The organism is Desulfovibrio sp. SGI.102 (assembly GCF_050314315.1).
Taxonomy (GTDB): domain Bacteria; phylum Desulfobacterota; class Desulfovibrionia; order Desulfovibrionales; family Desulfovibrionaceae; genus Desulfovibrio.
In genome coordinates, this window is the sequence record NZ_JBNPNC010000055.1 from 1 (window position 1) to 15,066 (window position 15,066).

At 62.3% G+C, this 15,066-nt stretch carries 12 protein-coding genes; 10 read left to right on the forward strand and 2 right to left on the reverse strand.

Features of this window, described 5'->3' with window-relative positions:
- Positions 1–609, reverse strand: coding sequence for a recombinase family protein (locus ACQRCJ_RS10450; RefSeq protein WP_427799762.1), 609 nt, complete (start codon positions 607–609; stop codon positions 1–3).
- Positions 610–1,074: 465 nt separating this feature from the next.
- Between ACQRCJ_RS10450 and ACQRCJ_RS10455 the strand changes: the two genes are divergently transcribed.
- The 10 genes from ACQRCJ_RS10455 (at position 1,075) to ACQRCJ_RS10500 (ending at position 11,825) form a co-directional block, all read left to right on the forward strand.
- Entirely contained in the window at positions 1,075–2,736 is a 1,662-nt protein-coding gene (locus ACQRCJ_RS10455; protein WP_427799763.1) for a hypothetical protein, read from the forward strand.
- Positions 2,737–2,868: 132 nt separating this feature from the next.
- On the forward strand, positions 2,869–3,780 hold the full coding sequence (locus ACQRCJ_RS10460) for a glycosyltransferase family 2 protein (protein WP_427799764.1): 912 nt from the start codon (positions 2,869–2,871) through the stop codon (positions 3,778–3,780).
- 152 nt (positions 3,781–3,932) lie between these two features.
- Positions 3,933–4,430, forward strand: a complete 498-nt coding sequence (locus tag ACQRCJ_RS10465; protein WP_204674258.1) for a helix-turn-helix domain-containing protein — start codon at positions 3,933–3,935, stop codon at positions 4,428–4,430.
- 97 nt (positions 4,431–4,527) lie between these two features.
- Positions 4,528–5,562, forward strand: a complete 1,035-nt coding sequence (gene rfbB, locus ACQRCJ_RS10470; protein ID WP_427799765.1) for a dTDP-glucose 4,6-dehydratase — start codon at positions 4,528–4,530, stop codon at positions 5,560–5,562.
- Positions 5,563–6,123: 561 nt separating this feature from the next.
- Positions 6,124–7,020: a glucose-1-phosphate thymidylyltransferase RfbA gene (rfbA, locus tag ACQRCJ_RS10475; RefSeq protein WP_204674256.1), complete on the forward strand. Its 897-nt coding sequence runs from the start codon at positions 6,124–6,126 to the stop codon at positions 7,018–7,020.
- Positions 7,011–7,565 carry a dTDP-4-dehydrorhamnose 3,5-epimerase gene (gene rfbC, locus ACQRCJ_RS10480; RefSeq protein WP_204674255.1) on the forward strand — a complete coding sequence of 185 codons (555 nt, stop codon included), beginning with the start codon at positions 7,011–7,013 and terminating at the stop codon, positions 7,563–7,565. The genes rfbA and rfbC overlap by 10 nt, the downstream gene beginning before the upstream one ends.
- Positions 7,566–7,574: 9 nt before the next feature.
- Positions 7,575–8,474 (forward strand): dTDP-4-dehydrorhamnose reductase, encoded by a 900-nt coding sequence (gene rfbD / locus ACQRCJ_RS10485; protein ID WP_204674254.1) that lies wholly within the window; start codon positions 7,575–7,577, stop codon positions 8,472–8,474.
- A gap of 365 nt (positions 8,475–8,839) precedes the next feature.
- Positions 8,840–9,793 (forward strand): Bug family tripartite tricarboxylate transporter substrate binding protein, encoded by a 954-nt coding sequence (locus ACQRCJ_RS10490; protein ID WP_427799766.1) that lies wholly within the window; start codon positions 8,840–8,842, stop codon positions 9,791–9,793.
- Positions 9,794–9,856: 63 nt separating this feature from the next.
- Positions 9,857–10,306, forward strand: coding sequence for a tripartite tricarboxylate transporter TctB family protein (locus ACQRCJ_RS10495; protein WP_168935008.1), 450 nt, complete (start codon positions 9,857–9,859; stop codon positions 10,304–10,306).
- Positions 10,307–10,316: 10 nt separating this feature from the next.
- Positions 10,317–11,825, forward strand: coding sequence for a tripartite tricarboxylate transporter permease (locus tag ACQRCJ_RS10500; protein WP_427799767.1), 1,509 nt, complete (start codon positions 10,317–10,319; stop codon positions 11,823–11,825).
- Between the two features lie 108 nt (positions 11,826–11,933).
- Here ACQRCJ_RS10500 and ACQRCJ_RS10505 read toward each other — a convergent pair whose 3' ends face one another.
- Positions 11,934–14,975 (reverse strand): sigma-54 interaction domain-containing protein, encoded by a 3,042-nt coding sequence (locus ACQRCJ_RS10505; protein ID WP_427799768.1) that lies wholly within the window; start codon positions 14,973–14,975, stop codon positions 11,934–11,936.
- Between the last annotated feature and the right edge of the window lie 91 nt (positions 14,976–15,066).

Here is a 15,066-nt window from a genome sequence, read left to right on the forward strand (position 1 = left end):
TTACAGGAGTTCATCTATGTCCGGCAGCACCTTTGCCGTACAGGAGAGCCCGCGGCAGCGCGCGTATTGCAGATAGCGGTAGGCTGTCTGGCGCGAGATGCCGAACTCCCGGGCCAGCCCCAAGATGTTCTCTTTGTTCTTGAGGGCCCGTGTTGCCAGCAGGGTGATCTCGTCCTCGGTAAGGCGCTTTTTGCTTCCTTTGTATTTGCCCCGCTGTTTGGCCAGGGCGATGCCCTCGCGCTGGCGCTCCCGGATGAGGGCCCGCTCGAATTCGGCCACGGCGCCGATGATCTGCAGATGCAGGCGCTGGAAGGGCGAGCTCTCCCCGCTGAATACAAGATTTTCCTTGTAGAATTTAACAGTCACGTTCCTGTCCGCCATGTCTTCCAGTATGGCCAGCAGGTCTTGCAGGCTGCGCGTCAGGCGGTCGATGCTGTGCACATGCAGCATGTCCCCTGCCCGCAGGGTACGCAAACAGGCCTGGAATTCCGGCCTGTCCATGTTTTTGCCACTCGTCTTGTCCATGAAGACCCTGTCCAGCGCCACCCCTTCCAACTGCCTGTCCGTACGCTGCCCGCAGCTACTGACACGAATATATCCAATGTTCACGTGAGACCCGTTTCAAAAGCTGTAAATCTCTTTGATGTCTACAGGTTATCGTGATTTTCCGGCATGCTGTCGCCGCCTGCCTGTCTCAATGGGGTGTACCCCGCTGAGACAGTCCCGCAGTGATGCATTCATGGTGCGTCATGGCTGGCGCAGACAGCACCTGCTCATATCTGCGGATGGCACCCCCGTTTGCGGCACAGGGCCGCGCGGTACGGGGAAAGGGGGCATGCCCCATTGTCATCCGTACCGGTGCCGTGCACCGGAGGAGGGACGTCCCCGCGCGTGCGGCCGGGCAACATGTCCGGGACCGACGTGGCTAGGTACCTCCATGCTGGTGACGAGGCCGCACGCTGCTGTCAAGACCAAGACAGCCAGCGGTTCGTCCCTTCTGGGCCGCATCCGCACAGGGCGGATGCGGCGTGTGCCCAAGGCACAAAACCTTTCACTATCCTCCGGAGGATAACAATGGCTAATCCTACCTGGTTCGATGAGACGTTCTATCTTAACGGCAAACTGGCCCAGCTGAATGCTGTCGACCCTAAAGGCAAGCTGAACGACGGCAAGGGCTGGTCGTCTGTGAATGACGTGAAGGCTGCCCTCAAAGCTGCCGGTTACGAAGGCGACGAAGGCCTGTACCAGCACTTCGTCGATTTTGGCATGGACGAGAACATCAGCCCCAATAAAGCCTTTGATGCGATGTTCTATCTGCAGTCCAAGGCTGATGCCCTGAACGCCGTCAAGTACGAAGGCAAAACGTGGGATGCCGCCTCTGTCATGGATGCCTTCAAGGCCGCTGGCATCGAGTCCGCCTGGGAACATTACCAGCTGTACGGTTCCAGTGAAGGCATCGCCACCAGCGCTGACTTCGACAGCGAAGCCTACTTCGTCGCCAAGGTGAAGCAGCTGAACGATACCGGCTACGAAGGCCGCAGCAACTGGACCGTCGATGAAGTGAAGGCCGCCTTTGCCGAACAGGGCCTGACCGCTCTGGAGCATTATCAGCTCTACGGTGAAGAAGAAAAGATCACCGACTACGCTGGCAAGGGTGATTTTAAGGCTGAGACTCCTAAGGCTGAGAATGGTGGTCTTGACCTTTACACTGGCGTCACGACCGCGACCTATGCCACGCTGAAAGAAGCCCTGGAAGCCCAGGCCAATGGTACACTGGCGGACAACTACGCCATCACGGACGCTACGAGTGCCGTGGAAGTGACCGTGGCTCAGCAGGACGGTATCGCTGACCTTCTGGCCGGTGCCACGCCTCCCATCAAGGCTGATCCCACCTATACTCTGGTGGACACCGTGGATGCCATCGCCAATGCCAGCACTGCTGTGCTGATGGGTTCTGAAGTTCTGTCCGAAGATGGTAAGAGCTACGAAAGTGGCTACAAGATTGCTGATACCCTTGCCCATATCACGGCTGCTGCTGACGGCCCCCTGGTGAAAAATGCTGCTGCTGTTACCATCGCCGATCTCGGAGATAATGGCATCACCGTCAAGGACATCGATAACTATGTCGATGGCAGCGATACCGGTTTCGTTTCTACTGCTGATAAGCTGGATGAGCCTTGGATGACTGCCAGCAGCAATGACCTGCTGGTCGCCACGAACGACAAGGCAATCGACTTTGAGGGGCTGAAGAATCTGGTGGATTGGGGTCAGGCTGAATCCTTTATCAAGGCCATGGGTAATGCCGAAAATATCCTTGAAGGCGGTCGTGGTAACGATGTCCTCGTCGGCAAGGATGGAGCGAAGGACGTCTTCCTGTTCAACTCGTGGGTGAAAAATACTTCGAACGTATTTGACACTGACAATGTTGGCGGGCGTCAGCTTGGGACGGATACCATTTATAATTTTGAAATCGGTACCGACAAGCTCTTGGTCCACGAATCTGATCGTGGCAAATTTGTTGATGCTACTAACTGGGAGGAATATATCGACTATCAGGCTATCAAGGATAGTGATAATGTCGAAATTGGTGTCAATATTATCGTAGACAGTACCTTCTTCGGGGGAGGGGAATTGAAGGATGAGACGGCTGATCTCACGATCACTCTCATGGGAGTGACTCAAGATGCGGCGGAAAAGGCTGGTGCTGGCCTGTTCGCATTCACATCGGCAGAGTAATACTCGTCGCCGGGAAAAGAACTGACTGATACAGGCGCCCTCCCGTCCCCGGGGGGGCGCCTTCACAAAGCGGCGCCCCTGTGTCCCGCCGGGGCAGAGCGGCGCCGCGGCATATTTTGCAAGATCGTGCATATGTCCTCTCCTGCTGTCAGTATCATCGTGGCCAGCTACAATTATGAGCAATGGCTGCCCCAGGCCCTGCAAAGTGCGCTGGACCAGTACTTTGCGGACTTTGAACTGCTGGTGGTGGACGACGGTTCTACGGACGGCTCCCCGGCCGTGGCGCGGGACTTTGCCGCACGGGATGCCCGCGTGCGCGTCTTCACCCATGCGGACGGCGGCAACCACGGCCTGCCCGCCACCCTGGCGCTGGGCCTGTCGGTCGCGCGCGGCCGGTGGACAGCCTTTCTCGAAGCCGATGACGTCTGGACGCGGGACAACCTGTCCTTGCGGCTGGCCGCCGCGGACGGCACGGATGCCGGGGTGATCTTCAACGACGTGGAGCTCTGGCCCATGCCCGGTGCGGCCACAGGCTGGTTTGCAGGTTACGTCCCGCGCGTCATGGCCGGGCATGCCCGCCGGGGCAGGGCAGGGCAGCGGACCTTTTCCCTGTGCGGGCCCATGCTGGTGGAGAATGTCATCCCCACCTTTTCCTGTGCCATGGTGCGCACGGAGCTTTTGCGTGCCTGCGACTGGCAGTCGCCGGTGCCGCGCTGGACGGACTGGTGGCTGTGGTGCCAGCTGGCCTGCCGCACCCGCTTTTTCTTTGTGCCGCACAGGCTCGTGCGCTGGCGCCTGCATGCGACCAGCCAGCATCACGGCGTGGGCGGCGGCTACCTGCACGATTACGCCCGCATGGGCCGGGGCCTGGCCCGTCTGCTGGGCCCGGAACTCACGGCCGGTGGGCGGCGGCGCTGGCTGTGGTATCTGCGCCTGCCTGCGGCGGTGCGGCTGGCGGTACGGCTGGGGCGCATGGTCATGTACCAGGGCCTGCGCAGGAGCCTGCGGCAGGTCGCGGAGCGTCTGGGCCGGCGCAGAAGCTGACGCCACCTGCTACGGATCTGTCCCGGTATCGTCCGGATGGTCTTTTTGGATATGGATATGTTCCAGAATGTGGCATGTAGATCAAAAAAATGACCGCAGGGGCAGAAAAAGCACTTTTTTGTGTCACATGGACAGTTACAGGTGGTGGACAGATGGATGCCATGCAGGATCTTGGTGAGCGTATCCGGCGGGTACGCGGGTACACGTCACAGGAAGCTTTTGCCCGGCAGCTCGGTATCAGCAAGGGGGCGCTGGGGTGTTACGAGCGGGGCGTCAATTGTCCCAATGTGGAAGTCATCCTGAATATCTCCCGCTTGTGTCATGTCAGCCTGGAATGGCTCATGACCGGTAAAGGAAACATGGCGGACACGCGGGCCCCGGAAGGCCCTGTTGCGGGAAGCCATGCGGCAGACGGCGCGGCACAGCAGGACAGTGGCGAGACCGGGGAACTGCTGCGCCGCCATTGTGCCTGGCTGCGGCAGCGGCTGGATGCCATGGAGGAGGAACGCCGCGACCTGAGCCGCGAGAACAGGTTCCTCTGGCAGCGCACCGCTGACCTTGGGGAACGCCTTGCCCGGCTGGAACAGGCCGGCGGGGAAGAGGAAGAGACTGCGGCGCAGGATGGTGCGGCATCGTCCCGCAAAATGTGATGCGCGGATGCCCGGCAGAGGCGTCCAGCCGGCCCGGCTGCCCTGGCTGGAGGAGCCTCATTTCCGGCGGGAAAGGTGAAGAAGGAGAACGTTTGTCATGCAGGCTTTGTATCTGGTCACCGGTGGTTGCGGCTTCATCGGTTCCTGTTTCGTTCTGCGGGCCCGTGCCGCCGGCATCCCTGTCATCGACCTGGACAAGCTGACCTACTGCGGCAATCCCGAAAACCTTGCTCCCCTGGATCATGATCCGGGCCATGTGCTGGTGCAGGGCGACATAGCCAACAGGGAGCTGGTGGCCTATCTGCTGCGCACGCACCGTCCTTCGGCCATCGTCCATTTTGCCGCCGAAAGCCACGTGGACCGTTCCATCAGCGATCCGGGTGTCTTCGTGCGTACCAACGTGATGGGGACCGCCAACCTGCTGCATTGTGCCCTGGACTACTGGCAGGGCCTTGCCGGCCAGGAAAAACAGGACTTCCGCTTCCTGCATGTTTCCACGGACGAGGTCTTCGGTTCCCTGGGGCCGGATGACGCGCCGTTCCGTGAGGATACCCCTTACGCCCCCAACAGCCCCTATTCCGCCAGCAAGGCTGCCAGCGATCATCTGGCGCGGGCCTTTTGCCATACCTACGGCCTGCCCGTGCTGGTGACCAATTGTTCCAACAATTACGGACCTCGCCAGTTCCCGGAAAAGCTCATCCCGCTGTTCATCTCCCGGGCACTGGCCGGAGAGCCCATGCCCCTGTACGGATCGGGGCGGAACGTGCGCGACTGGCTGTATGTGGAAGAACATTGCGAGGCTCTGGAACGTGTGCTGGGCCATGGCCTGCCCGGACGCAGCTACAATATCGGCGGCAATTGCGAGCGCAGCAATCTTGAGCTGGTGGACAGCCTGTGTCGCGCGCTGGACAGCGAGCGTCCCCGTCCGGCCGGTTCTTACCGGGAGCTGGTGCGCCGGGTGGCCGACAGGCCCGGCCATGACTGGCGCTATGCCATGGATACCGCACGCATGCGGGACGAGCTTGGCTGGCAGCCGCGTGTGGGGCTGGAGGAAGGCATGCTCCGTACCGTACGCTGGTATCTGGAGCACGAAGGCTGGATGGAGCGGGCCCGCCGGCGCGCGGCCCGATAAGATCTTCCCGGTGGCAGTGCACCGGGAGCGGCATGCAGCCCGGACTGGCTGGCCCCTCAGCCGTCCGGTTCCTGACGGGGTGCGGCCGGCGGCTCCGGTCGCACACAGGCGTGTGTCCGTGCGGGGTATCTCCGCATGCCGCAGGCAGGGGGCAGGCATGCTCCCTGCCGCCCCGCTAACAAGTCATATTTTCCGGCTGTCCCATGCCGCCTGCTGTATCACCTTCCGCAGCAGAGGCGTGATGCGGCAGCACACGGGCACGACATCATACGCCGCAGGACGCGTGTTCGGCACAGCCGTGTCCCTGCCTGCCGGTCTGGAGGCTGCCCGGCGGTCCATGTGTCCGGGCTGCAGCAGACGCCTGCGCCGGGACGCAGCCCAGCCGCAAGGCCGATTTTCCGGGCTGCAGGGTTACCGCGGACTCGTCATGCCCGGGCCGTGTATGCCGCACGGCGGCAGGGGGGAGGAGTGGCCCCCCTGCCTTTTTGCACAGCAGCCTGACGCTGCATCAGTCCCTGATGATGGTCCGGCAGGGCCGTTTTTAGCGAACGAGGCTCCTTCATGAAACAACAACGCAAAGGCATCCTTCTTGCCGGCGGATCGGGCACGCGCCTGTATCCCCTCACGCGCAGCATCAGCAAACAGCTCATGCCGGTCTATGACAAGCCCATGGTCTACTATCCCCTCAGTGTCCTCATGCTGGCGGGCATCCGGGATATCGCCATCATCTCCACCCCCGTCCACCTGCCCCTGTTCGAAGATCTTTTGGGTGACGGCAGGCGTTGGGGCTGCTCTTTTTCCTACATCGAACAGCCCCGCCCCGAAGGGCTGGCACAGGCCTTTCTGCTGGCGGAGGATTTTCTTGACGGATCTCCGGCCTGTCTCGTCCTGGGTGACAACATCTTTTTCGGTCACGGGCTGGACGCTCTGCTCCAGCATGCCATGGCGCAGGGACAGGGGGCCACGGTCTTTGGGTATCATGTTACCGATCCCCAGCGCTATGGCGTCGTGGCCTTCGATGAACGGGGAAGGGCTACCAGCATCGAGGAAAAGCCGGAGGAGCCCCGCTCCAATTTTGCCGTGACCGGACTTTATTTCTATGACGGTGACGTTGTGGACATGGCGCGGCAGGTGCGTCCTTCGGCTCGTGGAGAGCTGGAGATCACGGACCTGAACAACATGTATCTGGAAAAGGGCCTCCTGCAGGTGGAGCTCATGGGGCGCGGCATGGCCTGGCTGGATACCGGCACCCACGATTCCCTGCTGGCTGCCGCCAATTTCGTGCAGACCGTCCAGATGCGGCAAGGCCTGAAGATCGCCTGCCCCGAGGAGATCGCCTGGCGCAAGGGCTACATCTCTGCCGATGATGTGCGGGCCCTGGCCCATGAGATGGATAAAAACCAGTACGGGCAATACCTGTACGAACTGGTGGACATGGGGGGGACAGCATGGAAGTGACGGCAACGGGCATCGAAGGCGTGCTGCTGGTCAAGCCCAGGATATGGGGCGACGAGCGCGGCTATTTTGTGGAGACCTGGCAGCGCCGGCGCTATGCGTCAGAAGGTGTGGATCTTCCCTTCGTGCAGGACAATCACTCCATGTCACGCCGGGGCTGTCTGCGCGGGCTCCACTTCCAGAAGACACATCCGCAGGGCAAGCTGGTCATGGTCTCGCTGGGCGAGGTCTTTGACGTGGCCGTGGACATCCGGCCCGGTTCGCCCACTTTTGGCCGGTGGTACGGTGCGGTGCTCTCCGCGGCCAACCAGCATCAGCTCTGGATCGCTCCGGGGCTTGCCCATGGCTTTGCCGTGCTGAGCGATGTGGCGCACTTCCATTACAAATGCACCGACTATTATCATCCTGAAGACGAAGGCTGCATACGCTGGGATGATCCCGATCTTGCCGTGGACTGGCCTGTATCAGGGCCGCAATGTTCGAGCAAGGACAGGCAGGGTATGAGTTTCAGGGAATACTGCGCCGAGTGTGGCGTCCATATGGGATAGGAGGGCGCCATGTCCCGTACGACGGTCATGCTTACCGGTGGCAAGGGGATGCTTGGCAGGACCCTTTGCCGTGAACTGGAAGGGTTCGAGGTCATCCCCACGGACCTCCCCGAGACGGATATCCTGCAGGAAGACGCGCTTGCCCGCCAGCTGGACAGGATAGCGCCTGATGTGGTCATCCACTGTGCGGCCATGACCGCAGTGGACAGGTGCGAGGCAGAACCGGATCTGGCGTATCGTCTCAACGCTCTGGGATCGGCCAATGTGGCGGCCGCGTGCGCCCGCCGTCATATACGGCTCGTGGCACTGTCCACGGACTATGTCTTTTCCGGTACGGGGCAAAGGCCCTACCATGAGTTCGATGTGCCGGACGGCGGCATCAATGTCTACGGGCAGAGCAAATGGGCAGGCGAACAGGCTGTCCGCACCCACTGCCCGGATCATGTCATCGCGCGTATCTCCTGGCTGTACGGCCCCGGCGGCCCCAGCTTCGTGCACACCATGCTGCGCCTGGCCCGGCAGGGGCACGAGGTGCTCCGGGTCGTGGATGACCAGCGCGGCAACCCTACCAGCACCAGTGCGGTCGCTGCGGCCCTGCGTCACATCCTGCTTCGTCCCGGTCTGGTGGGCACGTTCCATCTGACCTGCGAGGGCGAGACGACCTGGTATGGCTTCGCCCGCGAGATCTTTCGCCTTGCCGGTATGGAGCAGTCTGTAGTGCCCTGCACCTCGGCGGAATATGTCACGCCGGCACGGCGTCCGGAAAATTCCTGCCTTGAGAAGCGCATGCTGCGCCTGCTTGGTCTGCCTTCCATGCCGCACTGGCAGGAAAGTCTGGCGGATTTCATGCGCTCACAGGCCTGCGAGCTGGGCATCCCTGCGGCTCCCGTACCGGATGCCGGCCGGTGATGGCCGGTGCCTCGTCCAGTGGCGGCCATGATGTCAGGGAACAAAAGCCGGAGGGATGTCCTCTGGCTTTTTTGTTGTCAGACAGGCAGGAGGATACGTTGTATCGGGACATCCGGCCGTGCGTGCCGCACCGGGGGAGCGGCGGCGACCGTTGCTCACTGCATGGTCTGAACGGACAAAGACTTTCTCCAGGCCTTTTGCTGGTATCGGTGGGGCCTGTCGTTACTGGGAAGGCGTCAGTTGCGTGTGAAGGCTGATCGGCTCCATTTCTTGACGCCATCAGGGCAAGGCAGTAAGGGAAAACGGACGCTTGTCACCAAAATGTCCAAAGCGCCACAGTTCGACAGATCTTTTGAGGAGGAAACATGAAAAAGATCCTTGCTTTCCTGGTCATGGCCCTGCTGGCCATGCCGCTGGCAGCTTCTGCGTGGACCCCTGACGGCGATGTGACCGTCATCGTGGCTTACAAGGCCGGTTCCGGCACGGATACCGGTGCGCGCCTGCTGGCTTCTCAGGCCGAGAAGTATGTGGGCAAGACCCTGATCATCAACAACCTGCCCGGCGGCGACGGCAAGATCGGCTGGACCGAGCTGGTCAACTCCAAGCCCGACGGCCGCACCATCGGCTTCATCAACCTGCCCACCTTCACCACCCTGGCCGTGCAGCCCGGCTCCACCTTCGCCGTCAGCGACGTGGTGCCCGTCTGCAACCAGCTGAGCGAGACCGGCGTGGTGGTCGTACGCGCCAACAGCCCCTGGAAGAGCCTCAAGGAACTGGTGGATGCCTGCAAGGCCAAGGGCAACCTGCGTTGCTCCACCAACGGTGTGGAAGCCTCCAACCACACCGCTGCCCAGCTGCTGGCCACTTCCGCCGGCTTCAACTACAAGGCCATTCCCTACGGCGGCACCGCCGACCAGCTGCTGGCCCTGCGCCAGGGCGAAGTGCACTTCTCCTGCGCCAAGGTGGCCGACGTGGCTCCCCTGTGCAGCGGCGACAAGCCCGAACTGCGCATCCTGGGCGTGTTCAACACCGCCCGCCTGCCCGAATATCCCGATGTGCCCACCCTGGGCGAGCTGGGCTACTACAAGGAGTGGTACGGTTCCGCCCGCGCCCTGGTGCTGCCCAAGGGCACCCCGCAGGAGATCGTGGACTTTTACGTGGACGCTTTCCGCAAGACCATGCAGGATCCCGCCTGCATCGAGGCTCACCAGAAGGCCGGCATGAGCCTTGATTTCAAGGACAACAAGCAGCTGGCCGAGCTCATCGCCGCGCAGGAGATCTTCTGCCGCGACGTGGTCTCCAAGCTGTACAAGAAGTAATCTCTGTCATGTCCCGGCGGGGAAGAGCGACCTTTCCCGCCGTTTTCCATTCAGGCGGTCCGTATGAAACGATCCGATATCGGCGTGACGGCACTGGTGTATGCCTTCACGCTCTTTTTTCTGTACATGACCCTGGAACTGCCGCCGGACGCGCAGACCTATCCCCTCTGCCTCATCGCCGGCCTGCTGATCCTGAATACCTGCTATCTGGTGCGCTGCCTGTGGCAGCTGCGCCGCCAGGCGGGCATCCACAATGATCTGCCCGATCTGTTCGCGGGCTTCCAGTGGAAGCAATTTGCCTTCATCTGCCTGGGCTGCGTGGGCTACATGCTGCTCATGCATGTGGCGGGCTTCTATATCGCCAGCATCTGCTATCTTGTGGGCACGCTGGCCTTTTTGCGTGTCCCGCGCTGGCATATCGTGCTGACGGTAGTGGTCATGGCCGCGCTCATCTACGCGGTGTTCACGCTTTTCCTCAAGGTCCCGCTGCCTGTGGGCCTGCTGTTCAAGTAAGGGGATCGTCATGACGGATACTCTGGCTCTCATGGCTGCAGGCTTCATGCATGCCATCTCGCCCATCAATCTGCTGGCCATGCTGGCGTCCACCATCGTGGGCATCGCCATCGGCTGCCTGCCCGGCCTTTCCGCCGCCATGGGCGTGGCCCTGCTGCTGCCCGTCACCTTCGGCATGGACCCGGCCACGGGCCTGATCGTGCTGGGCGGCATCTACTGCGGCGCCATCTTCGGCGGCTCCATCAGCGCCATCCTCATCCATACGCCCGGCACGCCCGCCTCGGCGGCCACCGCCATCGAAGGCTATCAGCTCACCCTGCGCGGCAAGGCGGCCAAGGCCCTGTTCACGGCCTGCTTCGCTTCCTTCTGCGGCGGTCTTCTGAGCTGCATTTCGCTGTACTTCTTCTCCCCGCTGCTGGCGCAGCTGGCCATGAAGTTCAAGAGCCCGGAATATTTCTGGCTCTCGCTCTTCGGCCTGACCATCATCGCGGGCGTATCGTCCAAGTCCATCCTCAAGGGCCTCATCTCCGGCGGCATCGGCCTGCTCATCTCCACCATCGGCATGGACCCCATGGAAGGGGTGCCGCGTTTCATGTTCGGGCAGACGACCCTGTATAACGGCGTCAACACCACCTGCGCCCTCATCGGCCTGTTCTCCATGTCGCAGGTGCTCATCCTGGCGGAAAAGCGCATCGTGCAGCGGCCCAGGGCTTCGGCCATGACCGACCGTTTCGGCCTGAGCAAGGCGGAATACAAGCGCATCACGCCCACCATCATCCGGTCGTGGCTCATCGGCAACATCGTGGGCATCCTGCCCGGTGCGGGTGCCTCCATCGCCTGCTTCATGGGCTATAACGAGGCCCGCCGCTTCTCCAAGCACAAGGATGAATTCGGCAAGGGCTCCATCGAAGGCGTGGCGGGTTCCGAGGCGGCCAACAACGCCGTGACCGGCGGCTCGCTCATCCCCACCCTGACCCTGGGCATCCCCGGCGAGTCCGTGACCGCCGTGCTCATGGGCGGCCTTATCATCCATGGCCTGCAGCCCGGACCGGAGCTGTTCACCACCTATGCCGGCATGACCTACACCTTCTTTGCCGGTTTCGTGCTGGTGCAGTTCTTCATGCTGGGCGTGGGCATGCTGGGCTGCAAGGGCTTTGCCCAGATCTCCCGCCTGTCCGATGCCATCCTCATCCCGTCCATCTTCCTGCTGTGCGTGGTCGGTTCCTACGCCATTCACAACAATGTGGTGGAAGTGGCCATCATGCTCATCTTTGGTGTCATCGGCTATCTGGCGCGCAAGTTCGACTTCAATGCCGCCGCCATCGTGCTGGGCCTGATCCTTGGCCCCATCGGCGAACGCGGCCTGCGCCGCTCGCTGCTCATCAGCGACGGGGACCCGTCCATCCTCTTCTCCACGTCCCTGTGCTGGATCCTGATCGCTTTGTGCGTGCTGGGCGTGCTGTCGCCCCTGCTCATGGAGCGCATGGAGCGCCGTATGCGCGAAAGCGCCGAAAGCTAGCGGACGGATGCTTCCCGGCTGTGAAGCCGTGGTGGCGACATGCTGACGATGAAGGCCGGCAGATACCGAAAAGGTGTCTGCCGGCCTTTTTTGCAGGGTGGGGAAGGCTCAGGTGTTGCGGCTGAGCCCGTACTTGCGGATCTTGGCGTACAGGGCGGAGCGGCTGATCTTGAGGATGGTGAGCGCGCCGCCCTTGCCGTCGATGCGCCAGGCCGTATGCTCCAGGACTGCCGCGATATGGGCCTTTTCCATCTCTTCTAGAGAGGAGAGCCGCGCCGGTATGGCGGGCGGTACGGCAGAAGGCGCTTCCTGCGGGACGGCCGGAGGATCGTCGTCCAGGATGTTCTCGTGGAAGAACAAGGTGCGGCCGCCGCTCAGGATCACGGACTGTTCCACCACGTTGCGCAGTTCCCGGATATTGCCCGGCCAGGGCCATTGTTCCAGCAGCCGACGGTTCTCGTCGGAAAAATCCTGCACGCAGGGGCGGGCATGACGGTTGGCGAAGTAATGCAGATAATAGCGGGCCAGCGGCAGGATGTCCTGCCGTCGTTCCCGGAGGGGCGGGATCTTCAGGTAGATGACGGCGACCCGGTAATAGAGGTCCGCCCGGAACCTGCCCTGGCGCACGGCCTCCTTCATATGGCGGTTGGATGCCGCCACGAGGCGGAAATTGATGTTGATGGGACGCGTCCCGCCCACGCGCAGGAACGTCCGCTCCTGCAGGACCCGCAAAAGTTTGGCCTGAACCCGCGGGCTGGCTTCCGTCAGCTCGTCGAGGAAAAGCGTGCCGTTTTCCGCCAGTTCCACCAGGCCGATCTTGCTGCTGATGGCGCCGGTGAACGAGCCTTTTTCATGGCCGAAGAATTCGCTCTCGAACAGGTCGTCCTGAAGGCTGGCCATGTTGATGGTGACAAGCCGCCCGCTGCGACCGCTTTTTTCGTGGATGCGGCGGGCCAGCATCTCCTTGCCTACCCCGGATTCCCCGTTGAGCAGGATGGAGGCATCCGTCCCGGCCACGGTATCTATGTCTTCAAGAAAACGCCGCATTTCCGGTGAAGCGCAGACCAGTTCCTGATGGCCTTCCGGCAGGGGGGCATTGCGCAGCACGCTTTGTTCCGTCTCCAGGACCGTGGTGCAGGACCAGGCCAGGATCCTGCCGATGTCCCGCAGAAGATCCTCACTGAGCATGGGGCGGATCTCTTCCCGGAACGACCCCATGTGACACAGGACGTAGATGCCGTAGGGGCGGCAGTCCACGGGGATGCCCGCCAGGATGACACGGGCACCGCTGCCGCCGCCCAGATTGTCCAGCAGGAGCGGGGAGCCTTCGGCCACGATGCCTGCGATCTCGTCCAGGGTGGAGGGGATGGAGAGCTCCGGCCCGACGGCGGAGCTGTCCTGGCTTGCCAGCTGGCGCAGGGGGGCCGAAGGATGGGATTGCAGGAAAAGGCAGCTGTGCTCCGCTCCCAGGATCTGGGCGGATTCCGTCAGGAGGATGGGCAGGAAGGATTCGAACGAGGTCCGCAGCCGCTGCGGGGCAAAATGTTCACGATAGGCCGCCAGCAGGGAACGCTCGGAGACGGCCTGGTCCTGGCCTTCCCGCAGGTAGCGGGGGATGAGCGGGAGCAGGGATTCCGGCCAGAAGTGATGCTTCAGGTAAGGGTAGACCGCCCAGGCTTCATGGAGCAGCAGGCGGGCCTTGCCTTCATCTTCCGGCAGCAGCAGCTGGGCCAGCAGCAGGCGGCTCTTGCCTGCTTCCAGCGCGTCATGCAGGGCGTCCAGCAGGGTGATGCTGTGGCGGCAGGCCTCGATGGCTTGGGCCGTCTGACCCGCCGCGGCCAGCTGTTTGCCGTGCAGGCGCAGGGCCACGCCCCGCAGCAGACGGTTGGGGCCGTTGAGGCAGCGTTGCAGCTCCTGGGGAAAATCATAGCAGGGCAGGGGAGGAAAGCCCCGGTCATGGAGGGCCTCGAGCAGTTCGAGCACCATGCCGTTCAGATAGGTGGGACGCTGGAAACCGCGCTGGGCCGCCTTGTGCAAGACGTTCTGCAACACATGGTAGGCAGCGTCGGCGTGGCCTTCCCGCATGTGGTAGCAGGCCAGATGGCGCACCGTGGTGACCATGCTCGTGATGTCCGTCTGTTCCGTGATGTCGGAAAGAGCGATATCCAGCTGCTCCAGGGCCTTGTCGCTTTTTCCTGTTCGCAGGTACAGGGAGGCCAGCTGGCTGCGGAGGCTGCGGGTCAGGGACATGTCGTTACGGATGGACGACTGGCGCAGGCGGGAAAGCAGCAGGCTGGCCGCCAGATCGAAGTCGCCGCGGTTGGCCGCGGCAAAACTCCAGTGGCGGACATAGAAAAGTTCGAACAGATGGCGTTCCTGGGCACGCAGCTTGCGGCTGACGCGGGTAAAGATGCTCATGGCCTGATTGTAATCCCCTTCCAGGAAGGCAAGGATGCCCAGGTAGGGGGCTGCGGTCTCGAACAGGTCGGGCTTGCGCAGGGATTCCAGCTGGCGGCGGCCGCGCAGCATGATGGCATGCAGGCGCGGATCATTGTGCCGCGGGGTGTTGCAGACATTGAGCGTCCCGATCAGCAGGTCGAAGAGCGCCATCTCTTCCCTGTCGGCGATGCGGAAGGCCTGTGCCCTGGCCCGGAAGCAGAGGGCGGGAAGTTTCGGGATGAAGTTGCCCGAACAGGTGATGGTCATATGGAGTTCCCGGCAGAGCCGGAGATAGGGGCGCACGGCATCAGCGGAAGACAGGGGCAGGCGGAGCAGACGTTCCGACAGGCAGAGCAGCAGGCCCTTGATGACCCCGGGCCGCAGGCTGTCGATGCGGCGCAGGCAGAGGGCCAGCAGGGCCTCCAGCGCTTCGAGCTCGCGTTCCTGCCCCAGCAGGGCAAGGATCGGGGGCAGGCCATCCGGCTCCGGCAACCGGCGGAATATCGTCCCGGCGGCAGGGTATGCGTCCAGCAGGTCTTTCAGGGGAACGAAGTCCGGCTGCGGAGATGCAGCAGGACAGAAAGCCGTTGCTGCCGTTTCCGGGGGCAGGCCCCCCAGCTGTATCAGCAGATCGGGCTGCCAGCATTCCCCCAGCAGGGCATGCAGGAAATTCCCGCAGTCGTGATGTCGGTACCAGTCATTTCTGTACATAGCTCGGCCCCCTCCACCACGCAGGCTACCTGTCCTTTTTTCGGAATACAAGATACAAAAATGTATTTTTTAAGCACAAAAAATCACAAGT

Coding starts and splice junctions, on each gene's coding strand:
- ACQRCJ_RS10455 (WP_427799763.1), top strand. CDS start 1,075: ATGGCTAATCCTACCTGGTTCGATGAGACGTTCTATCTTAACGGCAAA.
- ACQRCJ_RS10460 (WP_427799764.1), top strand. CDS start 2,869: ATGTCCTCTCCTGCTGTCAGTATCATCGTGGCCAGCTACAATTATGAG.
- ACQRCJ_RS10465 (WP_204674258.1), top strand. CDS start 3,933: ATGGATGCCATGCAGGATCTTGGTGAGCGTATCCGGCGGGTACGCGGG.
- rfbB (WP_427799765.1), top strand. CDS start 4,528: ATGCAGGCTTTGTATCTGGTCACCGGTGGTTGCGGCTTCATCGGTTCC.
- rfbA (WP_204674256.1), top strand. CDS start 6,124: ATGAAACAACAACGCAAAGGCATCCTTCTTGCCGGCGGATCGGGCACG.
- rfbC (WP_204674255.1), top strand. CDS start 7,011: ATGGAAGTGACGGCAACGGGCATCGAAGGCGTGCTGCTGGTCAAGCCC.
- rfbD (WP_204674254.1), top strand. CDS start 7,575: ATGTCCCGTACGACGGTCATGCTTACCGGTGGCAAGGGGATGCTTGGC.
- ACQRCJ_RS10490 (WP_427799766.1), top strand. CDS start 8,840: ATGAAAAAGATCCTTGCTTTCCTGGTCATGGCCCTGCTGGCCATGCCG.
- ACQRCJ_RS10495 (WP_168935008.1), top strand. CDS start 9,857: ATGAAACGATCCGATATCGGCGTGACGGCACTGGTGTATGCCTTCACG.
- ACQRCJ_RS10500 (WP_427799767.1), top strand. CDS start 10,317: ATGACGGATACTCTGGCTCTCATGGCTGCAGGCTTCATGCATGCCATC.
- ACQRCJ_RS10505 (WP_427799768.1), bottom strand. CDS start 14,975: ATGTACAGAAATGACTGGTACCGACATCACGACTGCGGGAATTTCCTG.